Here is a 14116-nt window from a genome sequence, read left to right as displayed (position 1 = left end):
ATCAATAGCCTCCTGTATATTTGAAGACCAGTCCGCCACAGCCGATCTTCGACGCCTTGCTGCTTTTGCAGCATTATAGTGTCCCTTTTGGGACGGTTATTTTATTGACGGCCGAACCTGGTCTGCCGCGCACCCCCGCTTGTGAGCGGGGTTTCTAACTTTGAATCCAAGGCAATCCCGCAGCCTTCCATCCGGCCTGCGTTCCGCGGTGCCCCGCCTGATCGAGGGGGCCTTCAAAACCGTCGGAAATATTGAAGCACTGCGTGTGTCCGGCCTGCGTCAGGGCTGTTGCTGCCGCCTGACTCCGTGCGCCGGAGCGGCACAAGAAATAGATTGGCGCGCTGAGGTCAAGTTCTTTTTTGACCAAGAGGTCGGAAACCGTTTTTGGAAAATCGGGATTGGGTCCCGTCGGCGGAAAACTCTGCCATTCCGCCAGCACGGGTTCCTTGCCGATGGGGCGCAGATCCGGAAGGCCGACAAAGGACCATTCCGCCTGCGTCCTCACGTCGACGAGAACAGCGTCAGGCTGTTCCGAGAGCCGGCTGTAGGCCTCCTGCGCGGTCACATTTCCCGCATATTCAACTTTTGATTGCAAAAACGCCCCCTTCAACAGCGAAGCGCCATTGACTAATAGAAACTAACAAGATGTACGGAAAGAAGTTTTGGTCAGGAGCGCGGCTAAGCGCCCCAAGCATTGAATACATTGACGTATTCAATCCACACTATAGAGAATGAGTGCTCAGCAGTATTTTTATGGGACTTATGCATTGTTGATCCAAGCACCGTTTTAGATTGTCTGCTGGTCTTTTCCGCCAGCCGTGTTGTTAATATACAGACAGCGACCCGAGGAGCAACCGCGTGTTTTCGCCAACGGCGGAAAGTGCCGGTTTTCGCGTCCTGATCCGGGCGAGGCGGGCGCCTTGGGGCCACGGAACAAATGCTTTTTGCCGCAATGACTTTTCGCTTTCAGGGGCCCTGTAACAATTCAAAAACAACAATTTCAAAAAAAATATTGCCACACATGCCTTGACTCTCAACGAATCCGGTTTGGCGGGGTTTGCCCATTGTTACATGTATGTAACCAATTGAAATCATTAATATTTCTCTGGCATCGCCAAACTCGGTAGAAATCGCGATATTGGCCCTGCCTGAGGGTGTTCCGCGTCATCCACAAAATTGCACGGCTAAAAAAAACCCGGCACGATGGCCGGGTCTTTTTAACGGTGATGTGACGGAAGCGTTACGCGCCGAGTGCCTTGATACGGGCATTGAGACGGGAAACCTTCCGAGAAGCCGTGTTCGTGTGCATCACGCCCTTGGACGCTGCGCGCATGATTTCGGGCTGCGCTGCCTTGAAGGCTTCGTTGGCGACCGTCTGGTCGCCAGAAGCGATCGCTTCTTCAACCTTGCGCAGATAGGTGCGCACGCGGCTGCGGCGATCTTTGTTCGTGGCCGTCCGGCGGGCAATCTTACGGGCCGCCTTCTTGGCCGATGGTGTGTTGGCCATGGGCTCAATCCTGATCGGTAAATGGGACAAATGTCCGGTGGCGATCGGGACCAAGGCGCGATGGCAGCAAGACCCGATCAAAAAGCAACGGCGGCAGAAGACCGCCACCGATTGGGCGCCGCTTATAATCTTGCTGGCGCCAACCGTCAACGCTTTATCGGTGTTTGGCCGAGATTATTTGTTGCGGAAATCCGGTGAGCGTTTCTCCGTGAACGCGCTCATTCCTTCCTTCTGGTCTTCCAGGGCGAACATTGCCTGGAACACCCGCCGCTCGAACCGGACCCCTTCGGCAAGGGTGGTCTCGTAGGACCGGTCGACGCTTTCCTTGGCCATCATGACCACGGGCAGCGAGAATTCCGCGATTTTCTCTGCGGCCTTGAGCGCTTCCTCAAGAAGGTCGTCCGCCGGCACGATGCGGCTGACAAGACCGCTGCGCTCGGCTTCGTCCGCATCCATCATCCGGCCGGTCAGCACCATTTCCATGGCCTTGGACTTGCCCACGAACCGGGTCAGCCGCTGGGTGCCGCCCGCGCCGGGAATGACCCCGAGCGTGATTTCCGGCTGGCCGAACTTGGCCGTGTCGGCGGCAATGATGAAGTCGCACAGCATGGCGAGTTCGCAGCCGCCGCCAAGCGCGTAGCCGGCGACCGCCGCGATGATCGGCTTCCGGTTGCGCGAAACCCGGTCGAAAGGCGTGATCAGGTCGCCCTGATAGGCGGACGAGAAATTGTGCGGCTGCATTTCCTTGATGTCTGCGCCCGCGGCAAAGGCCTTTTCAGATCCGGTGATGACGATGCAGCCGATCCGTTCGTCCGCGTCATAGCCGTCCAGGGCGGTGCCAAGTTCGGCGATCAGCGCCGAATTCAGCGCATTCAAGGCTTTCGGCCGGTCGAGGGTGATCAGTCCGACTTTGCCGCGTTTTTCAACGCGGATGTTTTCATATCCCATAACGCCGCTCCCTAAGGCGGGCCTTGCCGCAATCCCGGACCCGCCGCGGTGTCGAAGCGGACCGGATCCCCGCAGAGCCCGGAACATCCAAAATCAACGCGCAATGCCTAACCGACCCGGGGCGGGTCTGCAAGCTTGACTGAAGGGACAGGTCACTTCTGGCAGACAGGGCAATGAAAGGTCGACCGGTTCGACTGGACCAGCCGCGCGACGGTGCCCGCGCAGCCGGGCGTGCGGCAGGTTTGACCCTCCCGGTCGTAGACCGCGAAACTGTGCTGGAAATAACCCAGAGACCCGTCCGCCTGGGTGTGATCGCGCAAGGACGATCCGCCGGCCCGGATGGCGTCTTCCAGGGTTGCCCGGATATGGCCTGCGAGCGCCACGGCCTTTGCGCGCGGGCGCCCGGTCCGGGTGACCAGAGATCCGGCGGACCGCTCCGGGCTGAGGCCGGTGCGCCAGAGCGCCTCGCAGACATAGATGTTGCCCAGACCCGCGATCAGTTTCTGATTGAGCAGGGCGGCCTTGAGGCTGGTCTTGCGCCCCGCGAACAGGCGCGCAAGCGTTTCGCCGCTCAGATCGTTGCCGAGAGGTTCGAGGCCGAGATCGCGGAAGTAGGGATGCTCGGACAGGGCAGGTCTGGCGACAAGATCCATGAAGCCGAAGCGCCGCGGGTCGTTGTAGACGATACGCGCCGGCGACCCGTCCGCGGCCTCCAGGTGAAAGACCACGTGATCGTGTTTCGGGTTCTTGCCGCGTGCATGGGCGAAGCTTCCCGGTTCCAGCCCCGTGCCGTCGCTCTCGATACGGAACGATCCGGACATGCCCAGATGCATGATCAGCACGTCGCCGCTGTCGATATCGCCGAGCAGGTATTTCGACCGCCGCGACAGGGCCGTCAGCCGCCGGCCCGTCAGCCGTTCGGCAAAGCCGTCCGGAAACGGAAAGCGCAGATCGGCCCGGTTCTGGTCGACACGCCGGATCAGCGCGCCCTCGAATGTCGGGGCCAGGCCGCGCCTGACGGTTTCAACTTCCGGCAGTTCGGGCATCGCGGGTCTGGTCTCCGTTTGAAATGCGCGCTATAGGCCTGCGGCATATGATGTGCCGTGGCCGGCAGAGATAGCGAATGACAGTCACTTGTACTATGGTCCGGCGCGATTTGAAGAGCATTCGTGACGACCATCCTGAAGCGGCGATCCCGCACGGGATGCCCACACACGTTAGCAACGATCAGTTGATCTGCTCCGGAACGGGCAGGCTGATCCTGGAGGCATATTCATGAGCCAGCAGGCACAGGGGAAAGCCGGTAGCGACGGCCGGCAACCGGAAGACATGCCGACGAGCTTCGGTTTCACCAGGGTCGCCGAGGGCCGCAAGCAGGCATTGGTGGACGATGTCTTTCACAAGGTCGCCGAGCGCTATGACCTGATGAACGACATGATGTCCGGCGGATTCCACAGGGTCTGGAAAGATGCGATGGTCTCTTTCCTGTCGCCGCCCCGTGCACCGGCTTCCGGCTGGCGCCTTCTGGATGTCGCCGGCGGGACCGGGGACATCGCGACCCGCGTGGTGAGACGATCCGGGGACACCGCCACGGCGGTGGTCTGCGACATCAACGAGTCCATGCTTCAGGTCGGCCGCGACCGCGCCGGCAAGGCGGGTCTGAGCGATCACATCACCTTTTCCCAGGGCAACGCCGAAGAGCTTCCCTTCCCGGACAAGAGCTTCGATGCCTATACGATCGCCTTCGGCATTCGCAACGTGCCGGACATTCCCAAGGCCCTGCGCGAGGCGCACCGGGTTCTCAAGCGCGGCGGGCGCTTCCTGTGCCTGGAGTTTTCCGAAGTCGATGTGCCGGTCCTGGACAAGGTCTACGACACGTTCTCGTTCAACGCGATCCCGGTCATCGGCCGCTGGGTGACCGGCGACGGCGATCCCTACCAGTACCTGGTGGAATCGATCCGGAAGTTTCCGAACCAGGAGCGCTTCGCCGACATGATCCGCGAGGCCGGTTTCGAACGGGTCGGCTACAGAAATTATTCCGGTGGCATCGCCGCGCTTCACTACGGCTGGAAATTCTGATCAATGGCGCTTGCGGTAATGCCTTTCCTCCGCCTCGTGCGGGCCGGTTTCGTGATGGCGCGCGAGGGCGTCTTCGGGCTTGTCAATCTGCCGGACCTGCCGGCCGGACCCCGGTTTGCCCTGGCGATGGCGCGCCTGCTGGAACGGCGCGCGGTCCGTGCCAAAAGCGCCGATCTGCGTCTCTCGGACGCGCTCAACAAGCTGGGTCCGTCCTATGTGAAGCTGGGCCAGTTTCTGGCGACGCGCGCGGATGTGGTCGGCAAGGACGCCGCGCGCGAACTGTCCGCGTTGCAGGACCGCCTGCCGCCCTTCGATGACGACGCCGCCAGAGCCGCGGTCGCCGAACAGCTGGGCCGACCGGTGGAGGAGGTCTTCGTGGACTTCGGCCCCGCGGTTGCCGCGGCCTCGATCGCCCAGGTGCATCGCGCCCTGGTCCGCGACAAGGACGGCAGTGAGCGCGACGTGGCCGTCAAGATTTTGCGGCCCGGGGTCGCGCGCCGGTTCCAGCGCGATCTGGAAAGCTACTATCTGGTCGCCCGTCTTGCCGAGCGGTTTCATCCGCCGTCCAGGCGCCTGCGGCCGGTCGCCGTCGTCGACACGCTGGCTCAATCTGTTGCCATGGAAATGGATTTCAGGCTCGAGGCGGCGGCCCTGTCGGAAATGGCGGAAAACATCGCCGAAGACCCCGGCTTCCGGGTGCCGCAGGTCGACTGGCTGCGCACCGCCAAGGGCGTCTTGACCATGGAATGGGTCGACGGCCGCAAGATGTCCGATGTCGACGGGTTAGCTGAAGACGGCCACGATCTGGAAGCGCTCGGCGCAGCCGTCATTCAAAGTTTCCTGCGGCACACCCTCCGTGACGGCTTCTTCCACGCCGACATGCATCAGGGCAACCTGTTCGTGGAGGCCGACGGCACCCTGGTGGCCGTCGATTTCGGTATCACCGGCCGCCTCAACACACGCGAGCGCCGGTTCCTGGCCGAAATCCTGTTCGGCTTCATCACCCGCAACTACCGCCGCGTCGCCGAGGTGCATTTCGAGGCCGGTTATGTGCCGGCCCATCAGGATGTCGACATGTTCGCCCAGGCGATCCGGGCGATCGGCGAGCCGATCCACGGCCACGATGCCAGCGAGATCTCCATGGCGCGGCTGCTGACACAGCTTTTCGAGGTCACGGAACTCTTCGAGATGCGCACGCAGACCCAGTTGATCATGCTGCAGAAAACCATGGTCGTGGTCGAGGGCGTGGCCCGCTCGCTCAATCCGAACCTCGACATGTGGAAAACGTCGGAGCCGGTGGTGGCGAGCTGGATCAAGGACAATCTGGGGCCTGTCGGCAAGCTGCGCGATGCCGGCGATGCGTTGAGTGCCCTGGCCCGGATCGCCAACGACCTGCCGTTCTTCGCCGACCGGATCGGTCGCATGTCGGAAGAGCTGGAGAAGATGACGATGACCGGCCTGAGGTTCGACGATGCCACCGCCGAAGCGATAGGCAAGGCGGAGGCCCGTCACGGCCGCTCTGGCAGGATCGCGCTCTGGGCGATCGCCCTTTCGGCCGGCGCGATTGCGGTGCATCTCATTTTCTGACCGGTCTTGCGTCCGGCCTTTCATCCGATCTGGCGGCGGAGGGGATCAGGAGATCATGCAGCCGCGCGGGCATCGGCAAAGGCATGAATGCGCCGCATCGCCTCGCGCAGCGTTTCGTCCGGGACGGTCAGCGCCACCCGGATCAGGGAATGCGCGTTCTGGCCGAACGAGGGCCCGGGCATGACCGCGACGCCTTTCGTCTCAAGAAGGCTCCAGGCGAATTGTTCCCCGTCCAGGCCGGTTCCGGAAACGTCGATCATGATGAACATGCCGCCGGACACCTTGCCGGTCTTGAGAGACGCGCAGCCTGCAAGCTCGCGGGATATCAGGTCGGCCCGCGCGGCATAGCTCTTGCGCATGCGCGCCGCCGTATCGAAGTCGCCGCGCAGGGCGGCTTCCGTCATGTCCGCGATGAAGGGCTGATTGCCGAACAGAATGGTCTCGGAAATCGGCAGGAGCTTTGTGCAGAATTCTTCCGGTCCGACCGCCCAGCCGCTGCGAAAGCCCGTCGCCGCGAATGTCTTGGAGATGGAAGAGGTGACGATTGTCCTCTCCCGGAGCGCCTCGATCTCGAGCGGCGAGGCGAATTCGCCCTCGAATATGAGATTCTCGTAAACCTCGTCGCAGACGATCCACAGGTCGTGCTTGCAGGCAAGACGCCCAAGCTCGACCAGCGTGTCGCGATCGAGCAGGGACCCGGTCGGATTGTGCGGCGTGTTCAGCAACAGCACACGGCTCGCCGGCGTGATGGCGCGTTCAAGGTCCGCCGGGCGCATGATGAACCCATCCTCGATGTTCAGCGGGACGGGCTGCAGGATCGCGCCGGGTGCGCGAACGACCCCTTCATAGGTCGCGTAATAGGGATCGCCGACCAGGACGCCGTCACCGGCGCCCGCCAGTGCCGTGATGACGGCATAGAGCGCGGTCTGGGTTCCCGGAAAGCACAGGATGTTGGCGCTGGTGATCCCGGGAAACCGCGGCGCATATTTCTCGACCAGCGCGTCCAGCAGGCCTTCCTCGCCGCGGCCGTTGGAATAATGGGTCCGGCCCCGGCGCATGGAGGCCGTGCAGACATCGACAAGGTGCGGGTCGACGGCAATGTCCGGTTCGCCGATGGTCAGTTCGATCACGTCCTCACCGGCGGCCGTCTTTTCCCGGGCGGCGTTGTGAACGGCCCATTTTTCTCCACCGAGGTCGGCGAGGCGATCTGTGATACCTGCGTAGCGCATCTGGGCGTTCCTGTTTTACGTGTGTTGCTGGCCGCCCGAGAGGCTGCCTTGCGGCAACCCGAGCAGGCGTTCGCAGGCCTCGGTGACAAGATCCGGCAATAGGGTGCGGCTGTAGAGGCCCGCGTTGAGGGAACCTTCCATCCACAGGCCGTCGATCAGCCCGTTCACCGCAATGGCATGACGCCGGCAGTCGGCGGACCCGTGCGGCAGGCCCTGCGCGGCAAGGACGGGCTCGATCAGGCTCTCAAGCAGTGCCAGATAGTCCCGGTAACCTTCCCGGTGGATGTCGGCGAAATCGGTCTCGTAGCGGACGCGGCCGACGAAGGTCGCCCACAGGGACACTTTTTCTTCCGACAGATTGGGCGTGGTCATGTTGGCAATCAGGAAATCGCGCAACTGGTCGTTCGCGTCGCCCACGGACCGACGCGCCCTTGTTTCCGCGTCGGCGGTCAACTGGCCGATCAGATAGGCATAGGCGCTGGTGACAAGATCGTTCTTGCTGCCGAAATAATGGCGCAGGAGGCCTGCGGTGACGCCGGCTTCTTCCGCGATCCTGCGCACCGTCGCTCCCTTCAGCCCATGTTGCGCGACACAGCTCAGCGTCGCCTCCAGAAGGCTGCGCTTGCGCTCGTCAAGGGTCAGTCGGCGGAATGCTTTTCGGCTCATCGCGGCGTGGCTGGTCTGGAGGTCTGTTTCGCTTGTTATACATTTGTATAAAATTATGGAAAGCGCAACTGGCAATCGTGTTGCCGGCTCAGTATCCCTGACGCCGGTCGATTGCCAGTTGCGGCCGCTGGCCCTGAAGAAGCTCGACGGCTGAGGCATGGATCTGCTGGGCCACCACACTCGGTGTGGAGTCGCTTGCGATATGGGGCGTGATCCTCAACCGGTCGTCGCGCCAGAACGCATGATCTGCCGGCAGGGGTTCTTCGCGGAAGACATCGAGGCTGGCCCCGGCCAGCCGGCCATCGTCCAGGGCGGCGGCGAAATCGGCCTCGTGCAGGTGCTCGCCCCGGCCGATCTGGATCAGCCAGGCCCCGGTTTCGAGCTGGTCGAAGAGCCGGCTGTTCAGGATGTTTTCCGTTTCGTCTGTCAGCGGCAGGACGTTGATCGCGATCCGGCTGCCCTTGCAGGCCATGGCCAGGGCGCCGGCGCCTGAATGGTAGCTGACCCCGGCCAGTGGATCCTCTGGATCGGAACGGCAGGCAACGGCCACGGAAAAGCCCATGGCGGCCAGGGCCCGGGCAACGGCAGCGCCCATCGTGCCGTTGCCGAGCACCGCGATCCGGGTCTCGACCGGCGGAGACATGGGCAGCGGGTTCCAGATGCGCGCGCTCTGCTGGTCTTTCATCCGGGCAAACGAGCGCAGAAAATGGAGCACTTCGTGACACGCGTAACCGGCCATCAGATCCGCCTGATGGGGATCGCGTACCCGGCAGACCAGCGTTTCCTCGTCAAGACCTCGATTGGCGAGCAGGGCGTCGACACCCGCTCCGACGGACATGGCCATCTGAAGGTTCGGATAACGGGCAAAGGAGTCGCTGTCCGGCTGCCAGCAGACCGCGAACCGGATGGACGCGGGGTCGGAGACTTCTTCCGGATTGAACAGCCGCACCTGCCTGCTGCTGTCCGTGAAGTCGAGGCCGTAGAAGCTTTTCAGATCCATCGTGCTGCTCAAGAGCACGCCGTCGATCGTCTCTGCCTGTTCCAAGTGATGTCTCCTGCGTGGCTTGAGCGAGTTTTTCCTTGCTCCCGGCGTATAGTTATACAAATGTATATTTACGAGTAAAGCGTTTGGAAGCTTCGCATGCGCAAGTGTCTTGCGGGGCAGTCACCTGAAGGGGAAAGCAGATGTTGCAGACCAGCCGGTCCGCCGATGTGAGCAAGGCCGAGTATGAAACCCGCGTCGAACTCGCAGCCTGTTACCGGCTCGCGGCGCATTTCAGGATGTCCGACCTGATCTATACCCACATTACCGCGAAGGTGCCCGGAGAGCCGGGACGCTTCCTGATCAATCCCTATGGCTACATGTGGGAGGAGATCACGGCATCGTCGCTGGTGAAGATCGACGTGGACGGCAACAAGGTCTGCGACAGCCCGAACCGGGTCAATCCTGCGGGATTCACGATACACAGCGCGGTTCACATGGCCCGCAGCGACGCAGCCTGGGTGATGCACACGCATACACGGGCAGGGGTCGCTGTTGCGTCCCTGAAGGACGGACTGCTGCCCTTGAACCAGATCGCCCTGCAGTTCCACGGCCGTATCGGCTACCATGACTACGAAGGCATTGCGCTCGACCTGGAAGAGCGCGACCGGATTGTCGAAAGCCTGGGATCCTATCCCGCCCTGATCCTGCGCAACCACGGTCTGCTGACCGTCGGACAAAGCGCCGGGCAGATGTTCTCCAACATGTTCTACCTCGACCGGGCCTGCGAGATTCAGCAATCCACCCTTTCGATGGGCTTGCCGCTGGCAGGGATCGGGGACTCGCTGGCAGAACACGTCACCCGGCAATACGACAAGATGGCCTTCGACGACGGCGACCTGCTGCTTGAATGGGATGCAATGATGCGCCTCGCGGATCGCCTCGATAAGGGTTTTCGCGAATAGACTAATTTAGTAGATTTTTCAGTCCTTTGTAATGTTGGTGTCGTATTTTCATGAAACTGTTCAGCAACATGTAAATTGTTGCTTCATTTTTGCACTTGCTCACAAAATAGTCAGGTCGGTCCTTGACTTGATGGATCTGCGTGTTAGCCTCTGCAGCATCCTGATTTGCCGGACATTCGGCATTCACGGGCAATGAAATGTTTGATCTGGTCTGTGTCGCCCGGGAATGGGCGATTGCAAAGACTGCCGAACGTTCGTCCGTGAAACACGGCAGAGGTTTGAAACGTCGCCGGCTTCCCGGTGATGTTGGGCCAAGAAACGATGAGAGCCCGAACCGCCTGGTTGCGTCTTCTGTAGCTGACCAGTCTGCCAGACAAGCACACTATCTCCGGTGCGCTTTCCAGATATCTGGAAAGCTGTTCACCGGGCCACAGGGCAACTGGCCGACGAGAGTCCGGCTTCGGGAAACCGTGACCTTGCAGAAAGGCCGGAGCCCGTCGACGGCCTCGGGTCGCGGTGAATGCTGCCGGGTCTGTGGCAAACAGTCAGCAAGCGGTTAAAGCAAGCCAAGGAACTGGATTGATGAACGTTACGAACGCTATAGATTGCAACGGGTTGTCCGCGGCACCGACCCTTTTGCGGATCAAGCAGGCGCTGGTGGGACTGGTCGACAACGCCCTGCCGCTCGAGATCCTGGTGGACGCCGGTTGCGACCGTGACCGATTGCGCCGTTCGCTCGGGCGCCAGGTCGATGCCGTCCGGCTGGTGTCCCGGCCGCAATAACGGTCTTTCCGGGTCCGGACCCGGGCTTTTCAAGCGTGATCTGACGGATCTGTCCCCCGGGCCGCGATGCGTCGACAGCTTTGTCCGGTGCGTCTTTCGCACCGGGAGATTTCTCCAGATGCATCGATATCCGGACCGGCAGGATATGTGCCGGCCGGGGCACGGCTGCCGGTTTGGTGCGGCCGGCGAACAAGGCCGGTGAAGAAGGCCGGCGAACAAGGAATGTTTTTTTGCCTGATCTGAATGTTGACGACAAGTCGTCCGGAACGTCCGCTCCGGTTTCCGCCGATGGGGTCAGTCCGGAAGTGCCGGATTTCGCTTTCGATCCGACAGACCCCTGGACGGAGACCTTCCAGAAAGGTCTGGAGCGGGCCGGGCTGTCCGGCAAGCGGATTTACGAAGTGGGCATCGGTACCGGGACCAATGTGGCCTTTCTCCTGCGCATGTGCGGTGCATCGCACGTGTCGGGCAGCGATCTCGACCCGCGGCTGGTCAATCTTGCCGAACGCAACGTCAGAAGCCTGGCTCCGCAGGAAGCGGACCTGTTTCATCCGGTCAGGGGGGCGGTGAGCCTGATCGATACCGACGAAGCCCGGGCCATGATCGCGGGGACCGATGTCATCATCGCCTGTCTGCCGCAGGTCGGCGATCCCGGCGACAGGCGGCTGACGGCCTTCCGGGAGGCCCAGGCGGTCGCATTGCCGGAGAGCGCGGAAGGGCAGGCAGACGATCATATTGCGCATTATTATCCGTGGGCGGCTTTCGACGAATATCCGTTCAATTCAGTCGGTCTGGGTTTGAACGAGGCACTGCTGCGCCGCATCCGGGACCACGCGCCGGCCGCGCAGGTGATCATGAATTTCGGTTGCCGGATCGGAACCGGCATCATTTTCGAAATGTTCGAGGCCAATGGGTTCCGGCCGGAAAAGCTGTATTCCCAGATCGTCCGCCAGGATGCGGGGACCGATATCTCGTTTTTTGTCATGCTTGAAAAGGCGTTGAAGGGGACCGGGCTGGAAAAGGACCTGGTCTGCGCGTTCTTCGCGGATGAAAAGGCCGACAGGCCCCTGTCCGCCAGCCAGGCGCAGGACCTGCTGGACCGGGACCCCGACGCAGCGCTCTTTCATGAAGTCTGTGTGATCCGCGCTGTCCCGCGCGCGGCGTGAGAACGGCCCTGAATTCAAAGCGGCTGCGTCACCCGCCTGAGCGTGAGATTGATCTGGCCGCCGTTTTCAAGCAGCGTCGAGGTCCCGGCCAGGGCCCTGTTGATGCCGTGGAACGCGAGTCTCGCCTCGCCGACGACACGGAAGGGGGCCGTGTCGCCGAAGGAAGCCGGTATGACCGGGGCCTCAATAGTCTCCTCATAAAGCCCCGAATGGACAACCTGTTGAAAGCTCACATCTAGACCGTGCCGCCCAGGCTGCCTTCGAGCGCGACCAGTTCCTGACCACCCGCCATCAGATCCTGCAACTCTTCAGGTTCGATCTGGCCTCGTTGGGCGGTGCCCAGGGTCTTGCCCCGGTTCAGGACGGTGAAACGATCACCGACAGCCATTGCGTGGCGCACATTATGGGTGATGAACACCACGGCGATGCCTTGTTTGCGCACCTTGTCGATGGTCGCCAGAACATTCGCGGTCTGCCGCACCCCGAGAGCCGACGTTGGTTCATCGAGGATCAGCACCTTTGCCCCGAAGTGCACCGCGCGAGCGATGGCGACGGTCTGACGTTCGCCGCCGGACAACGTGCCGACCGCCTGGTCCGGGCCGCGCAGGTTGATGCCCATCTGGCTCATTTCCTCCATCGTCACCCGATCGGCATGCTTGCGGTTGAAGAACGATATGCCGGCAATCTTTTTGGTCGGTTCGTTCCCCATGAAGAAATTCCGCGCCACCGACATCAGCGGGATCATGGCCAGATCCTGATAGACGGTTGCGATACCGGCGGTGATTGCGTCGCGCGGATCCTCGAAGTGCATTTCATGACCTTCGAAGAGGATTTCGCCCTTCGTCGGTTTGTGGACGCCGCTCATGGTCTTGATGAAGGTGGATTTGCCTGCGCCGTTGTCGCCCAGAAGACAGTGGCATTCACCGGGGAAGATATCGACGGACACGCCGGCCAGGGCGATGACGGAACCGAAATGCTTTTCGATCCCTTTCATCTGGATGATGGGTGCATGGGTGGTTCGGGAATTCATGTTACCGCTCCCCTGTGATGATGCGCCGAATATAGGTGTTCAGGATCACGGCGAGCAAAAGGATCACGCCGAGGAACACCCGGAACAGGGAGCTTTCGACTCCGGCGAAGAACAGTCCCTGCTGAACGACACCGAAGATCAGCGCGCCCAGAGCAGCCCCCAGAACGGATCCATAGCCACCGGTCAGCAGGGCGCCGCCGATAACGACCGCAATGATGGCCTCGAATTCCTTCAGCAGACCCCGGTCCGCTCCTGCAGAACCGAACTCCATGACCTGGCAGGTGGCGAAAACCGTTGCGCAGAATGCAGTGAAGGTGAACATGAGGATCTTTACCCTGTTCACCGGCACGCCGACGTAGCGCGCGGCCTGTGCGTCGCCGCCAGAGGCGAAGATCCAGTTGCCGAACTTGGTTTTGGTCAGCAGCACATGGCCGAAGATGATCAGCAGGATCGCCCAGACGATCAGCATCGGGATCCCGTCGACGACCGGTTCGCCCTGCCTTGAGCCACGCTCGAACGTGGCGATGAGGTCATGTTCGCCGAGAAACCGGAAAAAGCCGGTCAGGACCTTGCCGCCGAAAAGCGGAGCCAGCCAATCGCCCTCGGCTTGTTCCCGGATACCGCCGATGATGGTCTTGTTCTCGAGAAGTTGAGGGAAATAGATGGTGAAACCGCGCAGGATGAAAAGTGTCGCCAGCGTCACGATGAAGCTGGGCAGCCCGGTCCGCACCACGATCACGCCGTTGAGCGCCCCGATGGCGAGGCAAAGGACGAAAGCCACCAGGATGGCCAGCCAGACAGGCCATCCGAGGGTCACAGAAAAAATTGCGATCATCATTCCGGCAAAGCCGATCATAGAGCCGACCGACAGATCGAATTCGCCCGCGATCATCAGGAGGCAGGCACCCACGGCGATGATCATGAACTGCGCCGATACAGTCGACCAGTTCAGCACACCCTGGCTGTTGAACATGCCGCTATCGTGGGCAAACAGCAGAAAAAAGGTGAATACGGCGATCGTACCGCAAATCCCACCAAGTTCCGGCCGGATCAGGGCTCGCCGAAGCGACGACATTTCCTTGACTCGTTCATCGGCAACAGGCTTTGGCTGCGTTGTCTCTGACATCGCTCGCGCTCCGTTTCTCGATTGGAAGAATAAAAAAAACGGAGGCTC

Annotated in this window: 15 protein-coding genes; 5 read left to right on the top strand and 10 right to left on the bottom strand. The window is 61.4% G+C overall.

All coding sequences use genetic code 11. From position 1 onward, the window contains the following. Window positions 1-154 precede the first annotated feature (154 nt). The 4 genes from AC0VX3_RS26495 to mutM form a co-directional block, all read right to left on the bottom strand. The gene (locus tag AC0VX3_RS26495) at window positions 155-610 is read right to left on the bottom strand and encodes a rhodanese-like domain-containing protein (protein ID WP_475523006.1); all 456 of its coding nucleotides are present in this window, start codon (window positions 608-610) and stop codon (window positions 155-157) included. Window positions 611-1240: 630 nt separating this feature from the next. Further along, the gene (gene rpsT, locus AC0VX3_RS26490; protein ID WP_342891701.1) at window positions 1241-1507 is read right to left on the bottom strand and encodes a 30S ribosomal protein S20; all 267 of its coding nucleotides are present in this window, start codon (window positions 1505-1507) and stop codon (window positions 1241-1243) included. A 174-nt stretch (window positions 1508-1681) separates the two neighbouring features. Then, a complete protein-coding gene (locus AC0VX3_RS26485; RefSeq protein WP_342891700.1) occupies window positions 1682-2455 on the bottom strand; it encodes an enoyl-CoA hydratase in 774 nt (257 codons plus the stop codon). Between the two features lie 152 nt (window positions 2456-2607). Continuing rightward, complete coding sequence (mutM, locus tag AC0VX3_RS26480; protein ID WP_475523005.1) at window positions 2608-3501, bottom strand: bifunctional DNA-formamidopyrimidine glycosylase/DNA-(apurinic or apyrimidinic site) lyase; 894 nt, start codon at window positions 3499-3501, stop codon at window positions 2608-2610. Between the two features lie 229 nt (window positions 3502-3730). Here mutM and ubiE point away from each other — a divergent pair, with 229 nt between their 5' ends. Together ubiE and ubiB are read left to right on the top strand one after the other, a co-directional pair. Continuing rightward, entirely contained in the window at window positions 3731-4534 is an 804-nt protein-coding gene (ubiE, locus tag AC0VX3_RS26475; protein ID WP_475523004.1) for a bifunctional demethylmenaquinone methyltransferase/2-methoxy-6-polyprenyl-1,4-benzoquinol methylase UbiE, read from the top strand. Between the two features lie 3 nt (window positions 4535-4537). Continuing rightward, the gene (gene ubiB / locus AC0VX3_RS26470; RefSeq protein ID WP_475523003.1) at window positions 4538-6121 is read left to right on the top strand and encodes a 2-polyprenylphenol 6-hydroxylase; all 1584 of its coding nucleotides are present in this window, start codon (window positions 4538-4540) and stop codon (window positions 6119-6121) included. A 53-nt stretch (window positions 6122-6174) separates the two neighbouring features. Here ubiB and AC0VX3_RS26465 read toward each other — a convergent pair whose 3' ends face one another. The 3 genes from AC0VX3_RS26465 to AC0VX3_RS26455 form a co-directional block, all read right to left on the bottom strand. Beyond that, the gene (locus AC0VX3_RS26465) at window positions 6175-7350 is read right to left on the bottom strand and encodes a pyridoxal phosphate-dependent aminotransferase (RefSeq protein WP_475523002.1); all 1176 of its coding nucleotides are present in this window, start codon (window positions 7348-7350) and stop codon (window positions 6175-6177) included. Window positions 7351-7365: 15 nt separating this feature from the next. Continuing rightward, window positions 7366-8016, bottom strand: a complete 651-nt coding sequence (locus AC0VX3_RS26460; protein ID WP_475523001.1) for a TetR family transcriptional regulator C-terminal domain-containing protein — start codon at window positions 8014-8016, stop codon at window positions 7366-7368. A gap of 88 nt (window positions 8017-8104) precedes the next feature. After that, complete coding sequence (locus AC0VX3_RS26455) at window positions 8105-9061, bottom strand: NAD(P)-dependent oxidoreductase (RefSeq protein ID WP_475523000.1); 957 nt, start codon at window positions 9059-9061, stop codon at window positions 8105-8107. Between the two features lie 140 nt (window positions 9062-9201). Between AC0VX3_RS26455 and AC0VX3_RS26450 the strand changes: the two genes are divergently transcribed. The 3 genes from AC0VX3_RS26450 (at window position 9202) to AC0VX3_RS26440 (ending at window position 11912) form a co-directional block, all read left to right on the top strand. Further along, a complete protein-coding gene (locus AC0VX3_RS26450; RefSeq protein WP_475522999.1) occupies window positions 9202-9963 on the top strand; it encodes a class II aldolase/adducin family protein in 762 nt (253 codons plus the stop codon). Between the two features lie 582 nt (window positions 9964-10545). Further along, the gene (locus AC0VX3_RS26445; RefSeq protein ID WP_342891693.1) at window positions 10546-10746 is read left to right on the top strand and encodes a hypothetical protein; all 201 of its coding nucleotides are present in this window, start codon (window positions 10546-10548) and stop codon (window positions 10744-10746) included. A 230-nt stretch (window positions 10747-10976) separates the two neighbouring features. Further along, the gene (locus tag AC0VX3_RS26440; RefSeq protein WP_475522998.1) at window positions 10977-11912 is read left to right on the top strand and encodes a hypothetical protein; all 936 of its coding nucleotides are present in this window, start codon (window positions 10977-10979) and stop codon (window positions 11910-11912) included. A 14-nt stretch (window positions 11913-11926) separates the two neighbouring features. Here AC0VX3_RS26440 and AC0VX3_RS26435 read toward each other — a convergent pair whose 3' ends face one another. From AC0VX3_RS26435 to AC0VX3_RS26425, 3 genes are read right to left on the bottom strand one after another with little or no spacing between them, the layout of a single operon-like run. After that, the gene (locus tag AC0VX3_RS26435; protein ID WP_475522997.1) at window positions 11927-12145 is read right to left on the bottom strand and encodes a hypothetical protein; all 219 of its coding nucleotides are present in this window, start codon (window positions 12143-12145) and stop codon (window positions 11927-11929) included. Window positions 12146-12147: 2 nt separating this feature from the next. Beyond that, window positions 12148-12942, bottom strand: coding sequence for an ATP-binding cassette domain-containing protein (locus AC0VX3_RS26430; protein WP_475522996.1), 795 nt, complete (start codon window positions 12940-12942; stop codon window positions 12148-12150). A 1-nt stretch (window position 12943) separates the two neighbouring features. Then, window positions 12944-14068: an ABC transporter permease gene (locus AC0VX3_RS26425; RefSeq protein ID WP_342891690.1), complete on the bottom strand. Its 1125-nt coding sequence runs from the start codon at window positions 14066-14068 to the stop codon at window positions 12944-12946. Between the last annotated feature and the right edge of the window lie 48 nt (window positions 14069-14116).

It is taken from the genome of Roseibium sp. QJM3NY_11 (assembly GCF_056173175.1).
Note: the sequence above shows the minus strand (reverse complement) of the source record. Positions and strands in the feature narration are given on the sequence as shown.